Source organism: Streptomyces sp. NPDC002868, from assembly GCF_055563295.1.
The window spans coordinates 1-16,219 of record NZ_JBVHDR010000030.1 but is presented as its reverse complement, the minus strand read 5'-3'; the positions used below and the strand labels follow the sequence as shown (position 1 = coordinate 16,219).

The 16,219-nt window shown below is 66.5% G+C and carries 12 protein-coding genes and 6 pseudogenes; 12 read left to right on the top strand and 6 right to left on the bottom strand.

The genetic code is table 11. The features are described from left to right. Positions 1-2 precede the first annotated feature (2 nt). Together ACZ3H8_RS37680 and ACZ3H8_RS37675 are read left to right on the top strand one after the other, a co-directional pair. Positions 3-449, top strand: coding sequence for a cytochrome P450 family protein (locus ACZ3H8_RS37680; RefSeq protein WP_467409485.1), 447 nt, complete (start codon positions 3-5; stop codon positions 447-449). Between the two features lie 175 nt (positions 450-624). After that, a pseudogene (locus ACZ3H8_RS37675) lies at positions 625-933 on the top strand (cytochrome P450); the annotation flags it as partial. 119 nt (positions 934-1,052) lie between these two features. Here the strand turns inward: ACZ3H8_RS37675 and ACZ3H8_RS37670 are convergent. After that, a pseudogene (locus ACZ3H8_RS37670) lies at positions 1,053-1,326 on the bottom strand (transposase); the annotation flags it as partial. A 375-nt stretch (positions 1,327-1,701) separates the two neighbouring features. On the opposite strand from ACZ3H8_RS37670, the gene ACZ3H8_RS37665 reads away from it, so the two are divergent. The 7 genes and pseudogenes from ACZ3H8_RS37665 to ACZ3H8_RS37635 all read left to right on the top strand — a co-directional run bounded on the left by ACZ3H8_RS37665 (position 1,702) and on the right by ACZ3H8_RS37635 (position 6,572). Continuing rightward, complete coding sequence (locus ACZ3H8_RS37665; protein WP_467409484.1) at positions 1,702-2,484, top strand: helix-turn-helix domain-containing protein; 783 nt, start codon at positions 1,702-1,704, stop codon at positions 2,482-2,484. Next, entirely contained in the window at positions 2,459-3,067 is a 609-nt protein-coding gene (locus ACZ3H8_RS37660) for a hypothetical protein (protein WP_467409483.1), read from the top strand. The genes ACZ3H8_RS37665 and ACZ3H8_RS37660 overlap by 26 nt, the downstream gene beginning before the upstream one ends. A 187-nt stretch (positions 3,068-3,254) precedes the next feature. Then, entirely contained in the window at positions 3,255-4,457 is a 1,203-nt protein-coding gene (locus ACZ3H8_RS37655) for an MAB_1171c family putative transporter (protein WP_467409481.1), read from the top strand. Positions 4,458-4,664: 207 nt separating this feature from the next. Continuing rightward, positions 4,665-4,874: pseudogene (locus ACZ3H8_RS37650) on the top strand (methyltransferase family protein); the annotation flags it as partial. A gap of 94 nt (positions 4,875-4,968) precedes the next feature. Beyond that, positions 4,969-5,190: pseudogene (locus tag ACZ3H8_RS37645) on the top strand (hypothetical protein); the annotation flags it as partial. Positions 5,191-5,263: 73 nt separating this feature from the next. After that, a pseudogene (locus tag ACZ3H8_RS37640) lies at positions 5,264-5,687 on the top strand (methyltransferase). Positions 5,688-5,726: 39 nt separating this feature from the next. Further along, positions 5,727-6,572, top strand: coding sequence for a cyclase family protein (locus tag ACZ3H8_RS37635; protein WP_467409480.1), 846 nt, complete (start codon positions 5,727-5,729; stop codon positions 6,570-6,572). A 104-nt stretch (positions 6,573-6,676) separates the two neighbouring features. On the opposite strand, the gene ACZ3H8_RS37630 is transcribed toward ACZ3H8_RS37635, so the two are convergent. From ACZ3H8_RS37630 to ACZ3H8_RS37610, 5 genes are all read right to left on the bottom strand, one after another. After that, on the bottom strand, positions 6,677-7,126 hold the full coding sequence (locus tag ACZ3H8_RS37630) for an SRPBCC family protein (protein WP_467409479.1): 450 nt from the start codon (positions 7,124-7,126) through the stop codon (positions 6,677-6,679). Between the two features lie 5 nt (positions 7,127-7,131). Further along, on the bottom strand, positions 7,132-7,719 hold the full coding sequence (locus ACZ3H8_RS37625; RefSeq protein WP_467409477.1) for an SRPBCC family protein: 588 nt from the start codon (positions 7,717-7,719) through the stop codon (positions 7,132-7,134). Then, the gene (locus ACZ3H8_RS37620; protein ID WP_467409475.1) at positions 7,716-7,991 is read right to left on the bottom strand and encodes a phosphopantetheine-binding protein; all 276 of its coding nucleotides are present in this window, start codon (positions 7,989-7,991) and stop codon (positions 7,716-7,718) included. Before ACZ3H8_RS37620 ends, ACZ3H8_RS37625 begins: the two co-directional genes overlap by 4 nt. Positions 7,992-8,070: 79 nt before the next feature. Beyond that, on the bottom strand, positions 8,071-9,285 hold the full coding sequence (locus ACZ3H8_RS37615; RefSeq protein ID WP_467409474.1) for a ketosynthase chain-length factor: 1,215 nt from the start codon (positions 9,283-9,285) through the stop codon (positions 8,071-8,073). Further along, positions 9,282-10,553 (bottom strand): beta-ketoacyl-[acyl-carrier-protein] synthase family protein, encoded by a 1,272-nt coding sequence (locus ACZ3H8_RS37610; RefSeq protein ID WP_467409472.1) that lies wholly within the window; start codon positions 10,551-10,553, stop codon positions 9,282-9,284. The genes ACZ3H8_RS37615 and ACZ3H8_RS37610 overlap by 4 nt, the downstream gene beginning before the upstream one ends. 1,133 nt (positions 10,554-11,686) lie before the next feature. Between ACZ3H8_RS37610 and ACZ3H8_RS37605 the strand changes: the two are divergent. The 3 genes and pseudogenes from ACZ3H8_RS37605 to ACZ3H8_RS37595 all read left to right on the top strand — a co-directional run. Then, positions 11,687-12,700 (top strand): annotated as a pseudogene (locus ACZ3H8_RS37605) (MFS transporter); the annotation flags it as partial. A gap of 653 nt (positions 12,701-13,353) precedes the next feature. Then, on the top strand, positions 13,354-15,165 hold the full coding sequence (locus ACZ3H8_RS37600) for an AAA domain-containing protein (protein WP_467409471.1): 1,812 nt from the start codon (positions 13,354-13,356) through the stop codon (positions 15,163-15,165). Between the two features lie 70 nt (positions 15,166-15,235). Beyond that, complete coding sequence (locus ACZ3H8_RS37595; RefSeq protein ID WP_467409469.1) at positions 15,236-15,637, top strand: hypothetical protein; 402 nt, start codon at positions 15,236-15,238, stop codon at positions 15,635-15,637. Positions 15,638-16,219: the final 582 nt, after the last annotated feature.

The following is a 16,219-nucleotide window of genomic DNA, read 5'->3' as shown; positions in this document are numbered from 1 at the left end:
GGATGGCGTCGAACGCGTTCTCGGCGGAATGCGTCGAGCGGTTGCGTCCGCGGGTCACGGCCATCGTCGACGGACTGCTCGATGTGATGGTCGAGCACAGCCCGCCGGCCGACCTCGTCTCGATGCTGGCCGATCCGCTGGCGGCCGCGGTGATGTGCGAGTTGTTCGGCATTCCCGAGGAAGATCGGGCCCGATTGCGCACCTGGCTGGACGCCACCACGGCGGTATCGGGTCCCACCCCGGAGGAGAGGGCCGCCGCGATGCAGGACGCAAGCGACTACCTGCTCACCCTCATCAGACGCAAGCGTCGCCACCCGGAGGAGGATCTACTGACCGGACTGGTCGAGGCGCGCGCCGGCGACGACCGGCTCAGTGATCGTGAACTGCTCATGCTGGTGTTCATCACGTTCGTCGGGGGGAACCACACCACGTCGGTCCAGCTGTCGTAGTCGATCCTGGCACTGTTCCGCCACCCCGACCAACTGGCCCTGGTCGCCGCCAAGCCCGAGGTGGTGCCCACCGCGGTCGAGGAACTGATGCGTTTCGTTCCTCTCGGACCCGGCGCCTTTGCCAGGACCACCCTGGCCGACGTCGAGTTGTCCGGAGTGACGATTCCCGCGGGGGGAGACGGTCTTGCCGGTGACCGCCTCAGCCAACCGTGATGCGGCTGTCTTCCCTGATCCGGACCGGCTCGATGTGACACGGGCCAACGCCGGGTCACACCTGCAGTTGGGCGGCGGCGTCCATGCCTGTATCGGCCAGGCGCTGGCCCGCATGGAACTGCAGATCGCGCTGGGCGGACTGCTCAGCCGATTGCCGACGCTGCAACTGGGCGCGCCCGAGGCGGAGTTGGAGTGGCAGGTCGAGGCACAAGGGGAGTGGGACCTCGACCACATCATCACCATGCCCCGCGCCGTGCCGGTCTCATGGTGAGCGAAGGTGGACCTGACAGTCCGAAAGCCTGAGCCGCCTCACCCTCCAGGACGGTGGCGAGAGGCGCAGAACACCGCGCGCAGAGCGGTGTGCCCAGGTCCCCGGCGTCCAGCTACGGTGATCACCGCGGTTGCCAGGGCCGGCTTGGTGGCGAACGCCACCTCCTGGGGGATCCCGGCCACCCGTCAGCGGTCCGCATCATCGGTCCCTCGAGCACGGGAGGGTGCAACTCCCGGTCGATCGCCGCGTGTCCGGCCGCGGTCGCGTCGACGAGGTAGAGGTAGACGGCGACCTGGGAGTTCTCGATCCGACCGCGGTGCCGGCGTACTGGCGCTGCACGCCCACCGTGCAGGTGCCCTTCTTCAGGTCGCCGGTCTCATCGACGACCAGCACGGCGTCGGTGAGCGATGAGCGACAAACTCCGCCGCCTGCGGCATGACCAGCCACTTGTGCGCCTCAACCACATACCCCGGCCCCCGGCGCGGCCGGTGACAACTTGATCGACCTCGCTCCTTCAGAGTGGGTGAGTCACAAGCGGTCGCAGAGCGCACTTTTCCCGCTTCGTCCAACCAGCCGTAAAAGACCTTGTACTCTCCGGACACCCTTTTCATACCCGCGTAACGCATATTGACGGACGGACTCCGCAGTAGTAGACAGACGTTGGGGATGCTCTCGTTCCTGCCAGCGTGGTGGGCTGTACGTGAGAGAAGCGGCTGCGCACAGCCAGCGCCAGATAGCGCAGTTCCTCATCCCATCGGAGGTGTGCTTGTGGCTGACGGAGTGGCCTGGTCATTCGCGGGTATCCTCAACGATCTATGTCTGCACCCGGTTAACCGTCGTGGACGGTACACCAATACCGAACTCGCCCAGCTGGTCAGTGCTTTGGGCGGCGACATCACCGACGGGTATATCTCTCATCTACGCAAGGGACATCGCGACAACCCGACGCTCCAGACCATCCAGGACCTGGCCAGCGCGCTCGGGGTGTCTCCCGCCTACTTCGTCGGCGGCCGGCGGGAACGCAGGGGCGACGAGCAGGCGCGCCAGTCGTTCCCGGGTAAGCTGCGCCATCTGTTCCGGCTCGTCCATCCTCCGGGTAGGGGTCCGTACACGCCGGAGGAGGTTGCCCAGGCGATCAGCGAGGACGGCAGATATGGTTCGATCTCCTCCAGTTACATCCGTGAACTCCTCACCACAGCACCGGAATCGCGACTACCCAATCCTCGGCTGAAGCACCTACAAGGGCTGGCCAGCCACTTCGGCCTGGCAGATGGGGACAGCGCACGGGTCGCTTATTTTCTTGACGATGAACTGGCTGCCGCAGTCGACGCAGAGCTCGACGACTACATCGCTCTCCGGGATGCCGGGGTTATCGAGTTCGTCACCAGGCTTGCTGAACAAGCACCGCAGTGGAGTCCCCAGGTGCGCAGACAGGCAGTTGACGCCTTCGTTCAGGCCGTTGAGCCCGGCGATATTGCTTGGGCGTTCTCTTCCAAGAAGGTCGCCAAGCCAGAGGGGCAGCCGAATGATAGCGATCGCCATCTGGGCTAGTGGGACGGTCTTCATGAACCAGCATGAGCGCAGGGCGCTATGCAAGCGGTTGATCGATCAATTCAACCTCCCGCCGACGGCGACCTATAAGGACGCCTGCCGACGCGTGGGCGGCGTGCTGAGCGATCACTTGGGGGCGGATGTCGTGCTGAGGTTTGTTCATATGCAGAACACCAGCCTCAGTGGCGCCACCGCATTACGCGATGACGGGACATATATCGTCTATTGCATCAAATCGCGCTCCTGGTACCACCGGCTCGGAATCCTGCTGCATGAACTCGCCCATCTAGTCCTGGGTCATCAACCCGTCACCCTGAACCCCAGCGACGGCCTTCATCACCTCATGCCACACCTGCCAGGCACAATGGCCCGCATCATCGCGGGACGAACCTGTCATACGCGGGATGAGGAACGGGAGGCCGAAGAGTTCGCCGACGCCCTGCTGGAACGCCTGACCACAAGCCGGTGGGAGCGAGATGATCTCGCCTCATCCGACGTGGCGGCACATGTGATGCGGATTGCGGAGGGGCTGGCGACCGACCCCCAGGAGAAGCTCGGTGGCGGCAGTGATCCGGACGGCTAAGGCTCCGGATGGCCGGAGGTGGGCGAGGGCGCCCTGGATCACGGGCGGCCGCACGTGACGGCCTGCGGCGATCACGGCCCTTCCACGAGCACGGGCCGCCGCCCCGCGCAACGCCCATGAATTGGCAGTACATCGAAGTTCTTGGCACGAGAACAATCAAGGCAGGAGGATCGTGGCCCTCAGGACTATGACCGCCCTTCTTGGCGTGCTCATGGCGACCGTGCTCATCGTCTACAAGATGCGGCAGGTGCGATCGCGCCGGAGACATTCCAGAATGTGGGCGCTGTGGGGCACGGTCTGTGCCTTCGCTGTAGCGCAGCTCTTCTCCGTACCGGCGAACGCGATATGGATCGGCGAGTTCACCGGGATATCCAACCTGGCCCGTATCGTGACGTATTCGGTTGTCTGCGCAGGCGCTGGGGCCTGTGTGACACTGGCGCTGCTGTGGCGTTATCCAGCGCGGTCGGCGCGGCCGAAGGTGCGCAGGGTCCTCACCGCCTATGGCCTGGTCATCATCGTCCTCATGGTGTTGTTTTCGCTGTCGTCGGTGCCTGAAGAGCGTCCGCTCGATTTCCCCATCCATTACTCCGGCCAACCTACGGTCGCCGCGCTCATGGTGGTCGCCACTGTGGCGGCCGCGATTGGTTATGGCACTCTGGCCTACTGGTGCTTCGCCTGGGCAGGCAGCGAGGACTTCGCGGGTCTGCCCTGGCTACGACGGGGCCTGCGCCTCTACGCAGCCACTGCCTCCACGTTCACCCTCTGGGTGTCTCTCACCCTGGTCCTCACGCTCAGCGCGGGCTTGTCAGGTTCAGACGCCCTGAGCCCCGTCCAGGCGCGGGCCGTGAATGTCTTCTCTCTGGTGTCCATACTGCTGCTGGTCGCCTCGCTCACAGTCCCGCGCTGGCCGGAGCTGCGCAACTGGTGGGGCCAGTTGCGGGCCTTTTTCATCCTCCGCCCCCTGCACGGTGTGCTCCGGCCCGTCGCTCCTGCCAACGTCATTGTCGCCGAGGGCAAGAGGTTTAGCCCTCACCATCGTGTGCGGCGCATGGTGATCGAGCTGAATGACTGGCGGACGACGCTGCGCCCCCACTTCGACCCCGTAGTCCGTCAGACGGCCGAGGAACATGGCCAGAACAGCGGTCTGACGGGCGAGGGGCTCGAGGCATTGGTCGAAGCAGCCCAGCTGCGCGAAGCAGCACTCGGCTGGCGCCAGGGTGCTAGGCCCTCCCATCCTCCCGCGGCGGCCCCCCTCGATGAGGAGAGCATCCGGGACGGAAGTGGCAGCATCGACACGGAACTGGCCTGGTGGATCCGTGTGGCGCAGGCCTACAAGGCTGGCACCCCTCTCCAGCGCACAGATGCGAGTAGCCAGGCCCATCTCCACTGAGACTCCGGAGCCCCTCCTGGCCGACGCCGACGGGCGAAGCAGCAAACGGGCATCGGCTATACGCAAAGTCTCCAGGGCATCAGCCAATCCACCTATGCGAGATCAGTGCGCAATTCGCTGATGCCGCAGAAGTCGTGACGGTGGATGCTGAGCCGCGCAGCGCCGCTGCGGTCGGCCTGATCGACCGTGACCACCATAGGGGAGACCATGACTGACGATCAGCAGTCGGATGTCGGCCCGGACAAGCTCCTGGAGCTCAACGATGCCATGATCCAGGCGCGGGCGCTGCAGATCGCGGCCGAGCTGGGAGTCGCTGACCAACTGGCTGGCGGCCCGCGTCACGTCGACGACCTTGCGAAGGCAACGTCGAGCGACCCCACGGCCCTCCACAGCCTCCTGCGCCTGCTCGCCAGCAGCGGCGTGTTCACGGAAACCGGACCACGCCGATTCGGACTGACACCGCTCGGAGCGCATCTGCGCAAAGATCACCCCCCAGTCGATCCGCGCCATCATGGTCGCCTGCGAGCGGCTTCTCACCCGGGTCTTCACCGATGCCATGTACACCATGCGCCCCGGCGCCGCGGCGTTCTCTCACACGTACGGCGAGCCCCTCTACGGCTATCTGCAGAGCCACCCCCGCCACGCTGCCCTCTTCCACGCCATGATGGCCGACTCCGGCCGCATACACAGCACCGCTGTGGCTAACGCATATGACTTCGCCGGGGCCGAGGTGATCGTCGATGTGGGCGGCGGGGACGGGACCCTGATCAGCGCGATCCTGGCAGTCGTGCCGCCAAGCGGCCGGTGTGCTCCTGGAAGCGCCGCAGGTCGCGCAGGCCGCACGGGAACGCCTCGCCGACCATGGGCTGACCGACCACTGCACGGTGGTGGCAGGCGACTTCTTTCAGGAGGTACCGCACGGGGGCGACTTCTATCCGCTGAAGTGGATTATTCACAACTGGCCCGACGCGCAAGCCGTCGACATTCTCCGCAGCTGCCGACGGGCCACGTCCCCGCAGTCGGCTCCTGCTCATCGAGCTGCTCGTTCCCCCTGGCGTTTCCCCCCACACGAGCAAGTCCCAGGACTTTGCCATGCTCGTCCTCCTGCAAGGACAGGAGCGGACCAAAGACGAGTACGACGCTCTCCTCGCCAAGGCCGGATTCGACTTGGCCCGAGTCGTCGACACCGCCGCCCCTGTCAGCATCATCGAAGCCGTTCCCATCCCCTGACCGCCTTCGCAGACCTTCCCCCGGCCTTGGAGGACCTCCATGCCCTACGCATCACGCCACCAAGACGCTCTGGCCCCGGCGGCAACGCCCACCCCCCGCCCGCGTCTGATCGATCTGAGCGTCGTGACCGGCCCCACCCCCAGCGAGGCCACCCCGGTCACCATTGACGTCCTGGACCACCGGGCCGGCGCCGCCGTGTTGGGGCGCGGGCGGCTGGGCCCCGAAGAATTCCCGGGCGGTATGGCGATTTCCAACGAGACGGTCACGCTTACCACCCACACCGGCACGCACATGGATGCCCCACTGCACTATGGCCCGCTCTCCGGCGGTCTCCCCGCGAAGAGCATTGACCAGGTGCCGCTGGATTGGTGTTACGGGCCGGGCGTCCGGCTGGACGTGCGCCACGTCCAGCCGGGCGAGGAGGTGACGGCCGATCATGTCGCCGCCGCTCTGGAGTCGGCCGAGCACGAACTCGCGCCGGGGGACATCGCGTTGCTGTGGACCGGCGCGGACCGGTTGTGGGGCTCAGCCGAGTATCTGACCACCTACCCGGGGCTTTCCAGGGCCGGCACCGCCTTTCTGGTGGAGCGCGGCGTCAAGACCATTGGCATTGACGCATGGGGCCTTGACCGCCCCATGGCCGCCATGATTGAGGAGTACGAACGGAGCGGAGACGCCTCCGTGCTGTGGCCGGCTCACCTCTATGGCCGGGAACGAGAGTATCTGCAGCTGGAGAAGCTCGCCCGCCTGGACCGGCTGCCGGGCGCCACCGGCTTCACCATCGCCTGCTTCCCCGTGGCGGTCGCGGGCGCCGGCGCGGGCTGGTCACGTGTCGTCGCCCTTGTTCCGACGGACGCTGCTCCGCAGGAGACCCCGCGAGGGTAGCCGTCTGTCCGCTGCCCCGCCGTCGGCGGGCGCACAGGCGCGGCTGATGTCCCGTCAATGGTCTGGCCCGCAACCGCTCGGGGCTGCAGGCCAGACAGCTGACCTCATTGCTGCCGGGCGCGTTCAGCGGTCTCCCGGAAGAGCTCGAGGCCATGACGTAGCAGGCTGCGTATCATCGCCGCTGTGGACTCCTCGTCGTCCTCCCGTGGCGCGTCATCGTTCAGCAGACGGAAATCGCGGCTAACGGTCACAGTTGTGCGGCCGTTCTCCTCTGCGAGCGCCCACCGCCCCGTCATGCGTGACAGGCCTGACGGCGGAGTGATCCGGACGAGTTCCAGCTCGTATGGAGCGCGGCAGAAGAGCACGCCCCGGACCGTCTCCTGGCGGCCCCGCCACTGCATCGTCATGGAGAACTCCTGGTTGTAGCCGTCCATGTAGTGGACGTCCACGTGCGCGATCTCGGGGATTACCTCCGGCCATCGGTCCAGATCGACGAACAGGTCGTACACCGTCTCGATCGGCGCGTCCATCGTCAGCTGCTCAGAAACCAGCATCCCGCTCAGCCCATCCCGCCGTGGCTCAGGGCACTTTGCCAGGACGACAGCGTGAGCCGGGCGTGGCTGGCAAGGACCTCCTCGACTCGCTGAGCGGTGGAACGGCCGTCATCGGCTGGGTACATCTCGGCGGCGCTCCCCGGTTCAAGGTTCCACAGATGGACAACCTCGACTCGGCAGGCGGGAGGTTCGGCGCTGTCGCCGTGCGGGGCGAGCCGCCAGATGCCCGCGTGATGACGCAGGAAGCGCGGCGGCTCCGGCTGAAAGTACTCGATCTGCGGGAACCGGCAGTTTCGGATGGAGCGCACCCGCACCGATGGACCGCCGGACTGTGAGGCCACCGTCATCCAGAACTCCTGGTACTGACCGTCGTCATAGGTGACGTCGATCTGCTGCACGTGCGGCAGCAGCAGGGGCCACTCGGCGACCTGGAGCAGTGCCTCGTACACCCGGTCCACCGGTCTGTCGATGATGCGAGTCTCCCGCCACGAATGGTCGAAGCAGCCTGCGGTGTCCACCGTGCGCACAGGCTCCGGGGGAGAATCTGCCGCGGCAGGCGCCGGTCCGGCTTGGGGCATCGGGCTGGTCGTCATGTGTGAGCGCCTTCCTTGCGGGAGAGGAGCTCGTTCACGGTCTCGATCACTGTCCGGGGGGTCTGGGCGCGGTCGATGCCGGGATCGTCGAGCGCTATGCCGTACCTGTCCCCGATCCGGACCTCTGCCTCCAGCAGCAGAAGCGAGTCATAGCCAAGCTCCTCAAACCTGGTGTCGAGGATGTCGCCATCGGTGCCGGCGCTCTCGCCCGCCCCGGCTACCTCGCGCAGAATCACTCTCAGGTCGTCAAGGGTGAACGTCTGGTGGGTCATATCTCCTTGGCTCCTCTTCTGTTGTGCCTTCCGGTTGACGGGTGCACACCGTGATGCGCTACCTCGACCTCAGCGGAATTCAGCGCGTCCCGCGCACGACCAAGGCCGAGTTGAAGCCGCCGTATCCGCGGGCCAGCACCAGCGCCGCCCGCAGCGTCGCAGGCCGTGGCCGCTCCGTCACCAGATCGAGTTCGTAGCCGGGATCCGGCGTGGTGTTCACGGTGGGTGGGATCAGTCCGTCGCGAATAGCCAGCAGAGCGGCGGCCAGATCCAGTGGGCCCGCCCCGGCGTTCACTCGGCCGGTCATTGTCTTAGGCGCCGTGACAGGCACACCGTGTGGGCCGAAGACTTCGCTGATTGCCTCGGCCTCGATGCGGTCCAGCTCGGGCATCGCAGCCGCGTCGGCGAACACCACATCGATCCCCTCGGGTGCCAGGTCGGCGTCTTGAAGGGCCAGGTGGATTGCCGCGCGCAGGCCGGGAGAGCGGTCGCGGCCGGGCTTCGGGTCGAACGTGGAGCCGTATCCGGCGATCTCACCGTAGATCCGGGCACCACGCCGACGGGCGGCCTCGCCGTCCTCCAGAATGTGCAGCGCCCCGCCCTCGCCCGGCACATGACCAGATGCCGCCGCGTCAAAGGGAAGATAAGCCCGGTCCGGCTCCGGGATGGTGCTCACCCGCCCGCTGGCGAGCTGGCACACCCACCCGTAGGGACAGAGCGAGGAATCGACGCCGCCGGAGACGATCAGCGGAGTACCCTTGCGGATCTGCCGCCGGGCGTGAGCGATGGCGTCAAGCCCGCCGGCTTGGTCGCTGACCAGCACACCGCCGGGCCCGCGCAGGCCTTTCCAGATGGAAATTTGCCCCGTGTTCACCGCATAGAACCAGCTGATGGACAGAAATGCGCTGACGTGCCGACGGCCTTTGGTCCAGAGCCTCTCCAGCTCTTGCTGCCCGACTTCAGCACCGCCGGTGGAGTTGGCCGTGACCACTCCCATGTCGTAAGCGGGAAACTCCTCCGGCCTGACACCGGCATCGGCCAAAGCCCAGTCCGCGGCCACCAGGGCCAGCCGCGTCATACGGTCGGTCTGCGGAAGCAGGTGCTCCGGCAGATGGTCCCTCGCGGCGAAGCCGGGCACTTCACCGGCGAGCCAGGCCGGATAGGGCGACGGATCAAAGCGGGTGATGAGCCCGATGCCACTCTTGCCGGCACATACGGCTGCCCAGTAGTCGGCCAGCCCAAGCCCGTTGGGTGCCGCGGCGCCGATGCCAGTCACCACTACGGACGAGGTCACGCGGCACCCCTCCCCGGGGTAGTCAGCACCATGGCGCTCTGGAATCCGCCGAACCCGCTGCCGACGGTGAGCGCCGTGTCGGTCCGCCACTCACGGGCGGTGAGAGGCACATAGTCCAGGTCGCACTCCGGATCCCGGGTATGGAGATTCGCTGTGGGCGGAACGACGTTGTGCTCCATGGCAAGAAGGCACGCGGCGATCTCAATGGAGCCGATCGCGCCGAGCGAGTGACCGACCATTGATTTGATGGAGCTCACCGGCGTCCGATAGGCGTCGTCACCGAGACTGTTCTTGAAGGCTGCGGTCTCGTGCCGGTCATTCTGCTTGGTGCTCGCCCCATGCGCGTTGATGTAGTCGATGTCCTGCGGGCCCAGCCGGGCCTCCGCCAGCGCCGTGCGGATGGCTTCGGCCAATTCCCGGCCGTCCGGCCGCAATCCGGTCATGTGGAAGGCATTGCACCGGGTGGCGAATCCGGCGATCTCGCCGTAGATGTGGGCGTCGCGCCGCCTGGCGCTCTCCAGGTTTTCCAGGACGAAGGCCGCGGAGCCCTCACTGAGCACAAAACCGTTGCGGGTGGCATCAAAGGGTCGCGAGGCGTGCTCGGCATCGTCGTTGTGCGTCGTCGTGGCCTTGATCGCATCGAAGCATGCAACGGCGATAGGCGAGATCGGCGCGTCTGCCGCCCCGGCGATCAGCACATCGGCGGAGCCCTCGCGGATCAGCTCACAGGCGAGGCCGACCGCGTCGAGGCCGGAGGTGCAGCCGGTGGATACCACGGACGTCGGCCCCTCAGCCCCGACGGTCCACGCAACCTCTGCGGCCAATGAACTAGGCACAAAGTAGTTGTAGAGGTGCCTGGAGGCATATTCGTGGTCGACCAGATGCCGTTGCCCATTGTCGCTCACCACGCGGTACTCTGCCTCGAACCGCGTGGTGGCTCCCGCTGCGTTGCCGATGGTCACCCCAATGCGGTGCGGGTCCAGCGCGGACAGATCCACACCGCTGTCGGTCACCGCCTCCCGCGCAGTGACCACGGCGAGCTGCGCTGCCCGGTCCATGCGCCGAATCTCCTGCGGGCCCAGCCCATGCGTTTCGGGGACGAAGTCGATCTCCCCCGCAACACGGGACCGGAACGGCGATGGGTCAAAGAAGGTGATTCTTCGCGTCGCTGTCCGGCCCTCGCTCAGCAGGCTCCAGAAGTCCTTGACACCGCTGCCGCCCGGCGCCAGGACTCCGACCCCGGTTACAGCCACCCGCCGCCCGGTCATGAGCGCGCCTCCCAGTTGTAGAGGCGCGTGACCATGGCTTCGACGGGGGAATGGCGGGCCGCAGTGTCGCCGGAATCCACCCGTCCTACGATCAAGTTGCTGTGCATAACGGTCTCGTCTCCTTCGCTGAGTTTCTCCAGATCTGCTTAGGGGATCTGGCTCTGAGGCGCCAAAACAGCGCTTCGGCGTGATAAGCAGGGCTTCCTCGCTGTCCGGCACCGAGGCAACGTGGCCAGGGTCGGATCAGAACGGCTTGGCCCAGCGAACGGAGCAGCGGGACCGTTCTCATGAGGGATTGAGGTGGCATGTCCACCTCGGTCTGCCCACCCAGCGGCGGCACGGCGCAGCATGGGCGTCATCCGCACGGCCGGCTGCCTCTTCGGGGACGTTGCCACGGATAACGGCGGCTTCCAGCGCAGTTCCACCGAGTCTTGGATGCCGGTGCGCATCCCCTGATCGCCGCCAGGCAGCGGGGCGCGCGGCGTGTGAGGCCAGCAGCCAGTCGAACGTACGAACCGCCTGACGCACCGCACGAACCACGCTGATGCATCGTCACCAAGGGCATCGACCCACAGGGGCTCGGCGCGTCGCCTGGGCCGCGCATTCTGTTCAGGGACGGCGAGCCCTGCCCGGCCGGCACCCGCGACTAGTACTGCGGCGTCCATGTACGCCTCCCTGCCTATGGCGCTGGTGTGTGTCCTTTACGGGCGCCCGAAGAGCAACGGGTGAAGGGGGATGAGAGTGTGTCGGAACAGGAGCTTCCATCATGTGTGCGCTGCCAAGCCTCGCCATCGGCGAATTGCGCAACAGCGGGACATAAGCGATTCACGCAGTTGCTGCTCCGATGCTGTACCCACCGCCAGCGCACGTGAGAATCCGCCCAAGCTGCTCTCGTCAAGGAATGGCGGCACGTCCTTCAGCTACAACAACGACCCGTTCGGCCGGCAGGAGTCGGTCACCTTGGGCGGAGAGGTGATCGAGCGGAGCGCGACGCACACCTTCGACCCGCTGGACCGCGCCGTGAGCAAGACCGCGGAGGGTAGGCCACCGATTACACCTGTCTGGGGCTGCCGGACCAGGTTCTGGGTGAAGAGGTGGCGGGCAAGCTCACCAAGTCGTACCAGTACAGCCCCGGCGGCGTCCTGTCGGCGATCGGACTCGGCTCTCTGGCATTCGCCCTGATCGAAGGACGCACCCACGGCTGGTTGATCACCACCGAGCCCCTGTCCATCGGCAGGCTCTCGTGGAGCGCCGGTCCCTCTCCAGTCCTCGTCGCCTTCCTCGTATCGGCCCTGGTCCTGCTCACGTTCTGGCGCCGGCAGGCAGCGCTCGGCCGCAAGAATGACGAGCCGCTGATGGACGTGCGGCTGCTCTCCATCCCCTCCTTCCGCAACGGCAACGTCGTGACGCTCTTCGTCGGCCTCGGCGAGTTCGGCATCATCGCGGTGATGCCGCTGTGGCTGCAGTTCGCTCTGGACTACAGCGCGTTCCAAGCCGGGCTCGCGCTCGTCGCCCTCGCCGCAGGCAGTTTCTGCGCCAGCGGCGCGAGCTTCTCAATGACCGCTTCCGCACTGGCGCAGGTACGGATCGGTCTGCTCCTGGAGGCCGCCGGTCTGGTGATGCTGGGACTGATCGCCGCAACCGACAGCACCTGCTGGCTGATCGCGACCGCACTGTTCATCTACGGCATCGGCGTCGGGTTCGCCACGGCGCAAGTCACCAACGTCATCCTGGTGGACGTACCCGCCGAGAGCGCCGGACAGGGGTCGGGCATCCAGAGCGCGGCACGCGAACTGGGCGCCGCGCTCGGCATCGCTGTACTCACAACGCTGTTCTTCAGCACCCTCACCTCCAGCCTCCGCGACCGCCTCACAAGCACCGGGCTCTCGGACCGGGACGCCGAACAGCTCAGCGCACTCGCATCCCAGAGCGCCGGATCGGTGATCCCCTCACTCTCCAACGCCCCACAGACGGCAGCGGCCGCGGACGCCGCACGCGAGGCCATGGCCACGGCGCTCGAAGTCTCCAGCCACGTCTGCGCCGGGATGCTGGTCCTCGCGCTCGCGGCCACACGGTTCATCGCACCCAGAACCGCCAGCGCCGGCACAGAACATGAGCCCGCGCGGCAGGAACCGAGCCCACACTGAATCCTCCGCGCGAAGCTCTCCTAGACAACGACCCACATCAGGAAACACCCTGGCGAACCGTCGCCCACCTGCGGGACCTCTTGATCGACAGCGGCGTCCTACCGCGGTAGAGGCAAATTCTGCTCTACCAGCGCTGGCTGACCGAACGACTGTCGACGATCGGGGAGCCCGAACACCACCGGCTTCTGCACCGCATCGCCACCTGGCAGCAGATGCGACGCCTCAGAACCAAGGCCGAGAAGGCTCCCCTGGGACGCTCCCAGTCCAACCACACCAAACAGCAGATCACCCAGGCGGCTGCCTTCCTCGCCTGGCTCCCCGCCCGCGGCCGAACCATCGAGCAGTGTCAGCAGGCCGACATGGACGCCTGGCACACCGAGAGGCGACGACTCCCCGGCGCCCCGGACTCGGATCGCCGCAGCGCTCGTCCTTGTCTTCGCCCCCGCTCCACCAGCACGGCAGACTGGCCATGTTCCGGCGGATCCTCAACTTCCAGGCAGCACCGAGATGTTCAGCGCGGCGCCGAGCGCTTGGGGCGCGGCCGCGGCCATTCCGCCCCACAAGTAGCACAACATCGCCGTCATGCAGACGGCAACCCGGTGGCCCGGACCTGAGGTCCGGGCCACGGGCATGTCCGCCGCTCGGTCGCCCGCGTGGCTTTCCGTGCTGCACGCGGTGGACCGGCAACGCGGTCCCTGTCTCACGGCACATCGGCACAGGAACCGGCCGGTGCCGACGAGATCCCGCCCCGATCGGAGTTCCTCGTCCACGATGCCGATGCCTCTCAACAGCAAGTCATCAGCACTGCCCTGGCCGGCGAGCATCTTGTCATCGAAGGCCCTCCAGGCACAGGCAAGAGCCAGACCATCGCCAACCTCGTCGCCGCGTTCTCGGCACAAGGCAAGCGCGTACTCTTCGTCGCTGAGAAACGCGCCGCCATCGAAGCCGTCACCGACCGTATGGCTCACGTCGACCTCGACGGTCTCGTCTTCGACCTCCACGGAAACAAGCTCAACCGGCGTCAGATCGCACAGCAGTTGCAGGAAAGCCTGGAGCGAGCCGGACAAGAAGCACCGCCGCGGCAAGGCGACCTGCACGCACACCTGGAGCACTACCGCGACCAGGCCCGCCGCCATGTGGACGAATTTCAGCAACGCCACGCCCCGTGGCAGGTCAGCGCACATGAAGCCCTGACTCAACTGCTGGGCTGCCTGGGCGCCCACCACACACGCTCGCGACTGCGAGGCCGACATCTACGCCAGTTGCACGGAGCCGCGCTCCGACAGACCCAACAGGACCTGCGCAACTTCGTCGTGCGCCAGGGCTTGAGCATGCGGCGCGGTGAGTCGCCCTGGTCGCAGACCCGAGCCCGTACGGTGGAAGAGCTCCAGCCGGTGCTGGACGGATTGGATCAACTGGTCGGCACGGCCTTCCGCGACACCAGCCGTGACATGGAGGCTCTGGTCGTCGCGGCTGGCTTGCGCCCAGCCTCCGACATCAGCGGCTGGTACGAACTCCTCACCCTCCTGCAACAAGTCGCCCGCAGCCTGGACGGCTTCCATGAGGACGTGTTCGGCACCGACCTCCCACACCTTGTCGCCGCCACCGCAAGCCGCGCCTGGCGCACCGAAAACGGCCACCCCATCGGCTGGTGGCGACGCCGCTCCCTCGTCAAGAAGGCGCGGACTCTGCGCCGTGACGGCCTGCGAGATCGCCGAGCGCTTCACACCGAACTCGCCCTGGCAGCAGAGCAGAGCACTCACTGGCAGTCGCTTTCCACAACTGGGACCAGCCCCTCGGCCGTCCCCGGCGTTGCGCAGGCACTCGAGCAATTCGCCCAGCTGCACAACCAGCTGGCCGCTGTAGCCATGTGCGCCCGGCTCGAAGACTGGGAGGCAAGACCCACAGAGGAAGTCGCCCAGGCAATCCAACAACTCGACAGCGACCGCCACACCCTGCTGCAGATGCCTGAACTCAACCAACTCACCGACCGGCTGGAAGCCGCAGGCCTGGGACCCCTCCTCGACGACCTGGCACGCAAGGACGCCGACCCCGACACCGCTGTCGGAACGCTCTGGTACGTGTGGTGGTCATCCGTGCTCGACGAGGCCAAACTGCAGTCCGCACACGTGCGGGCCTTCACTGGCCGCGAGCACGACCACACCGTCGCCCAGTTCCGGAGCAACGACGCGGAGCACCTGGCCCCCTCAGGTGTTTGGGAACCTACGGCCGGTGATCACGGTGGCTTGCTCAGGATGGTCCAGGGCCGCTGTACTGGTAGCTGGAGCTGTCTGGATGAAGACCGTTCTCACCGTGACCATCGGGATGTCGGGCGGGGCAAACTCCCCTCCCACGCGCACCATGCCGCCTGTGACCTGCGGGGGCGGGGTGTCTCGTCTCATGACACCTTGCCTCCGTCTCACCTGACCTTGTTCGGTTCGCACGCCAGAGACAACGTCACGTGAGACGGACTCAGGGAGGAGCCTGGCGGGCGCCTGCCTAGCTGCGATAACCCCGCTGCTAGATTCGTCCGCCATGCGATCACGTGAGTACGACCTCGACTTCCGCGACTCGGCCCGGCGGATACGCGCCTGGGGTATCGGTCTGTTGGCTGTGGCGGCGCTCCAGTGGACATGGTGTGCCCTGTTGCTGCTCACGCCGTACGAGGTCGATGAGGAGCCCGGCGACCGTTACCCCGCGGAGTGCGAGTCACGCTTGTTGACCGAGTTTGGTACGGCCAACGAAGGCCTGCAAAGGCGTGATTGGTGTCAGAACGAACGCGACTGGCCTGAAGCCCTGGCGGTGCTCGGGCTGTCCGTGCCGGTGTCGGTCGCTGGTGTGGCGCTCTTCACGAGCGGCAGTGTGAGTAGCCGGATGAGCGCCCACGCCGAGGCGATGCGCGAACTGGACAAGCTCGCCGACGCGCGGAACGCGTAGCCTGCACGGGTTAGCTGGCCGCCGGTTCGGGGCATCGGCCGGAGCATCGAGGAAGTGCCACAGGATCGTGAGACGGAGCCTTGCGCCGTCACTGTGAGACAGCAAAGAAGCCGCTGGCCAGCGAGTCGGCCTCTGCCGTAGGCGGGTAGACCCTACAGCGGCTCGAGCCCTCAAGAAAGCGCGGCTGACGGACAACTTCAGGTGAGACATGGCGGAGGCGGTGTCTCACCTGAGGTTGTCTCGTCGCAGGTCAGGGCGTCGCCCGGCGGCAAGATCAAATGAGAAGGGACACGGGGTTCCCAGGCGGTTCTGTCTGTGGCTGTCCCGTCTCCGTCGATATGGTCTGCGTCTCAAGTGATCTGGTCCGATTCGCCTCTGGTCTCAGGTGATCTGGTACGGCGCACGGGAAGCGGTCATGCACACAGCGTGGATCAGCGCACGAGGGAACGCGCGATGCGGAATCCCACGTCGTCACCGTGGGCTGAGTCGGCCCAGGGGGCACCCCTGGGCCGGAGGGCGTCCCCTCTTTGCGCCGTAGGGAACTCCCTTGTGCCAGAAGCCGTTTCCCTTTGTATCGCCTTG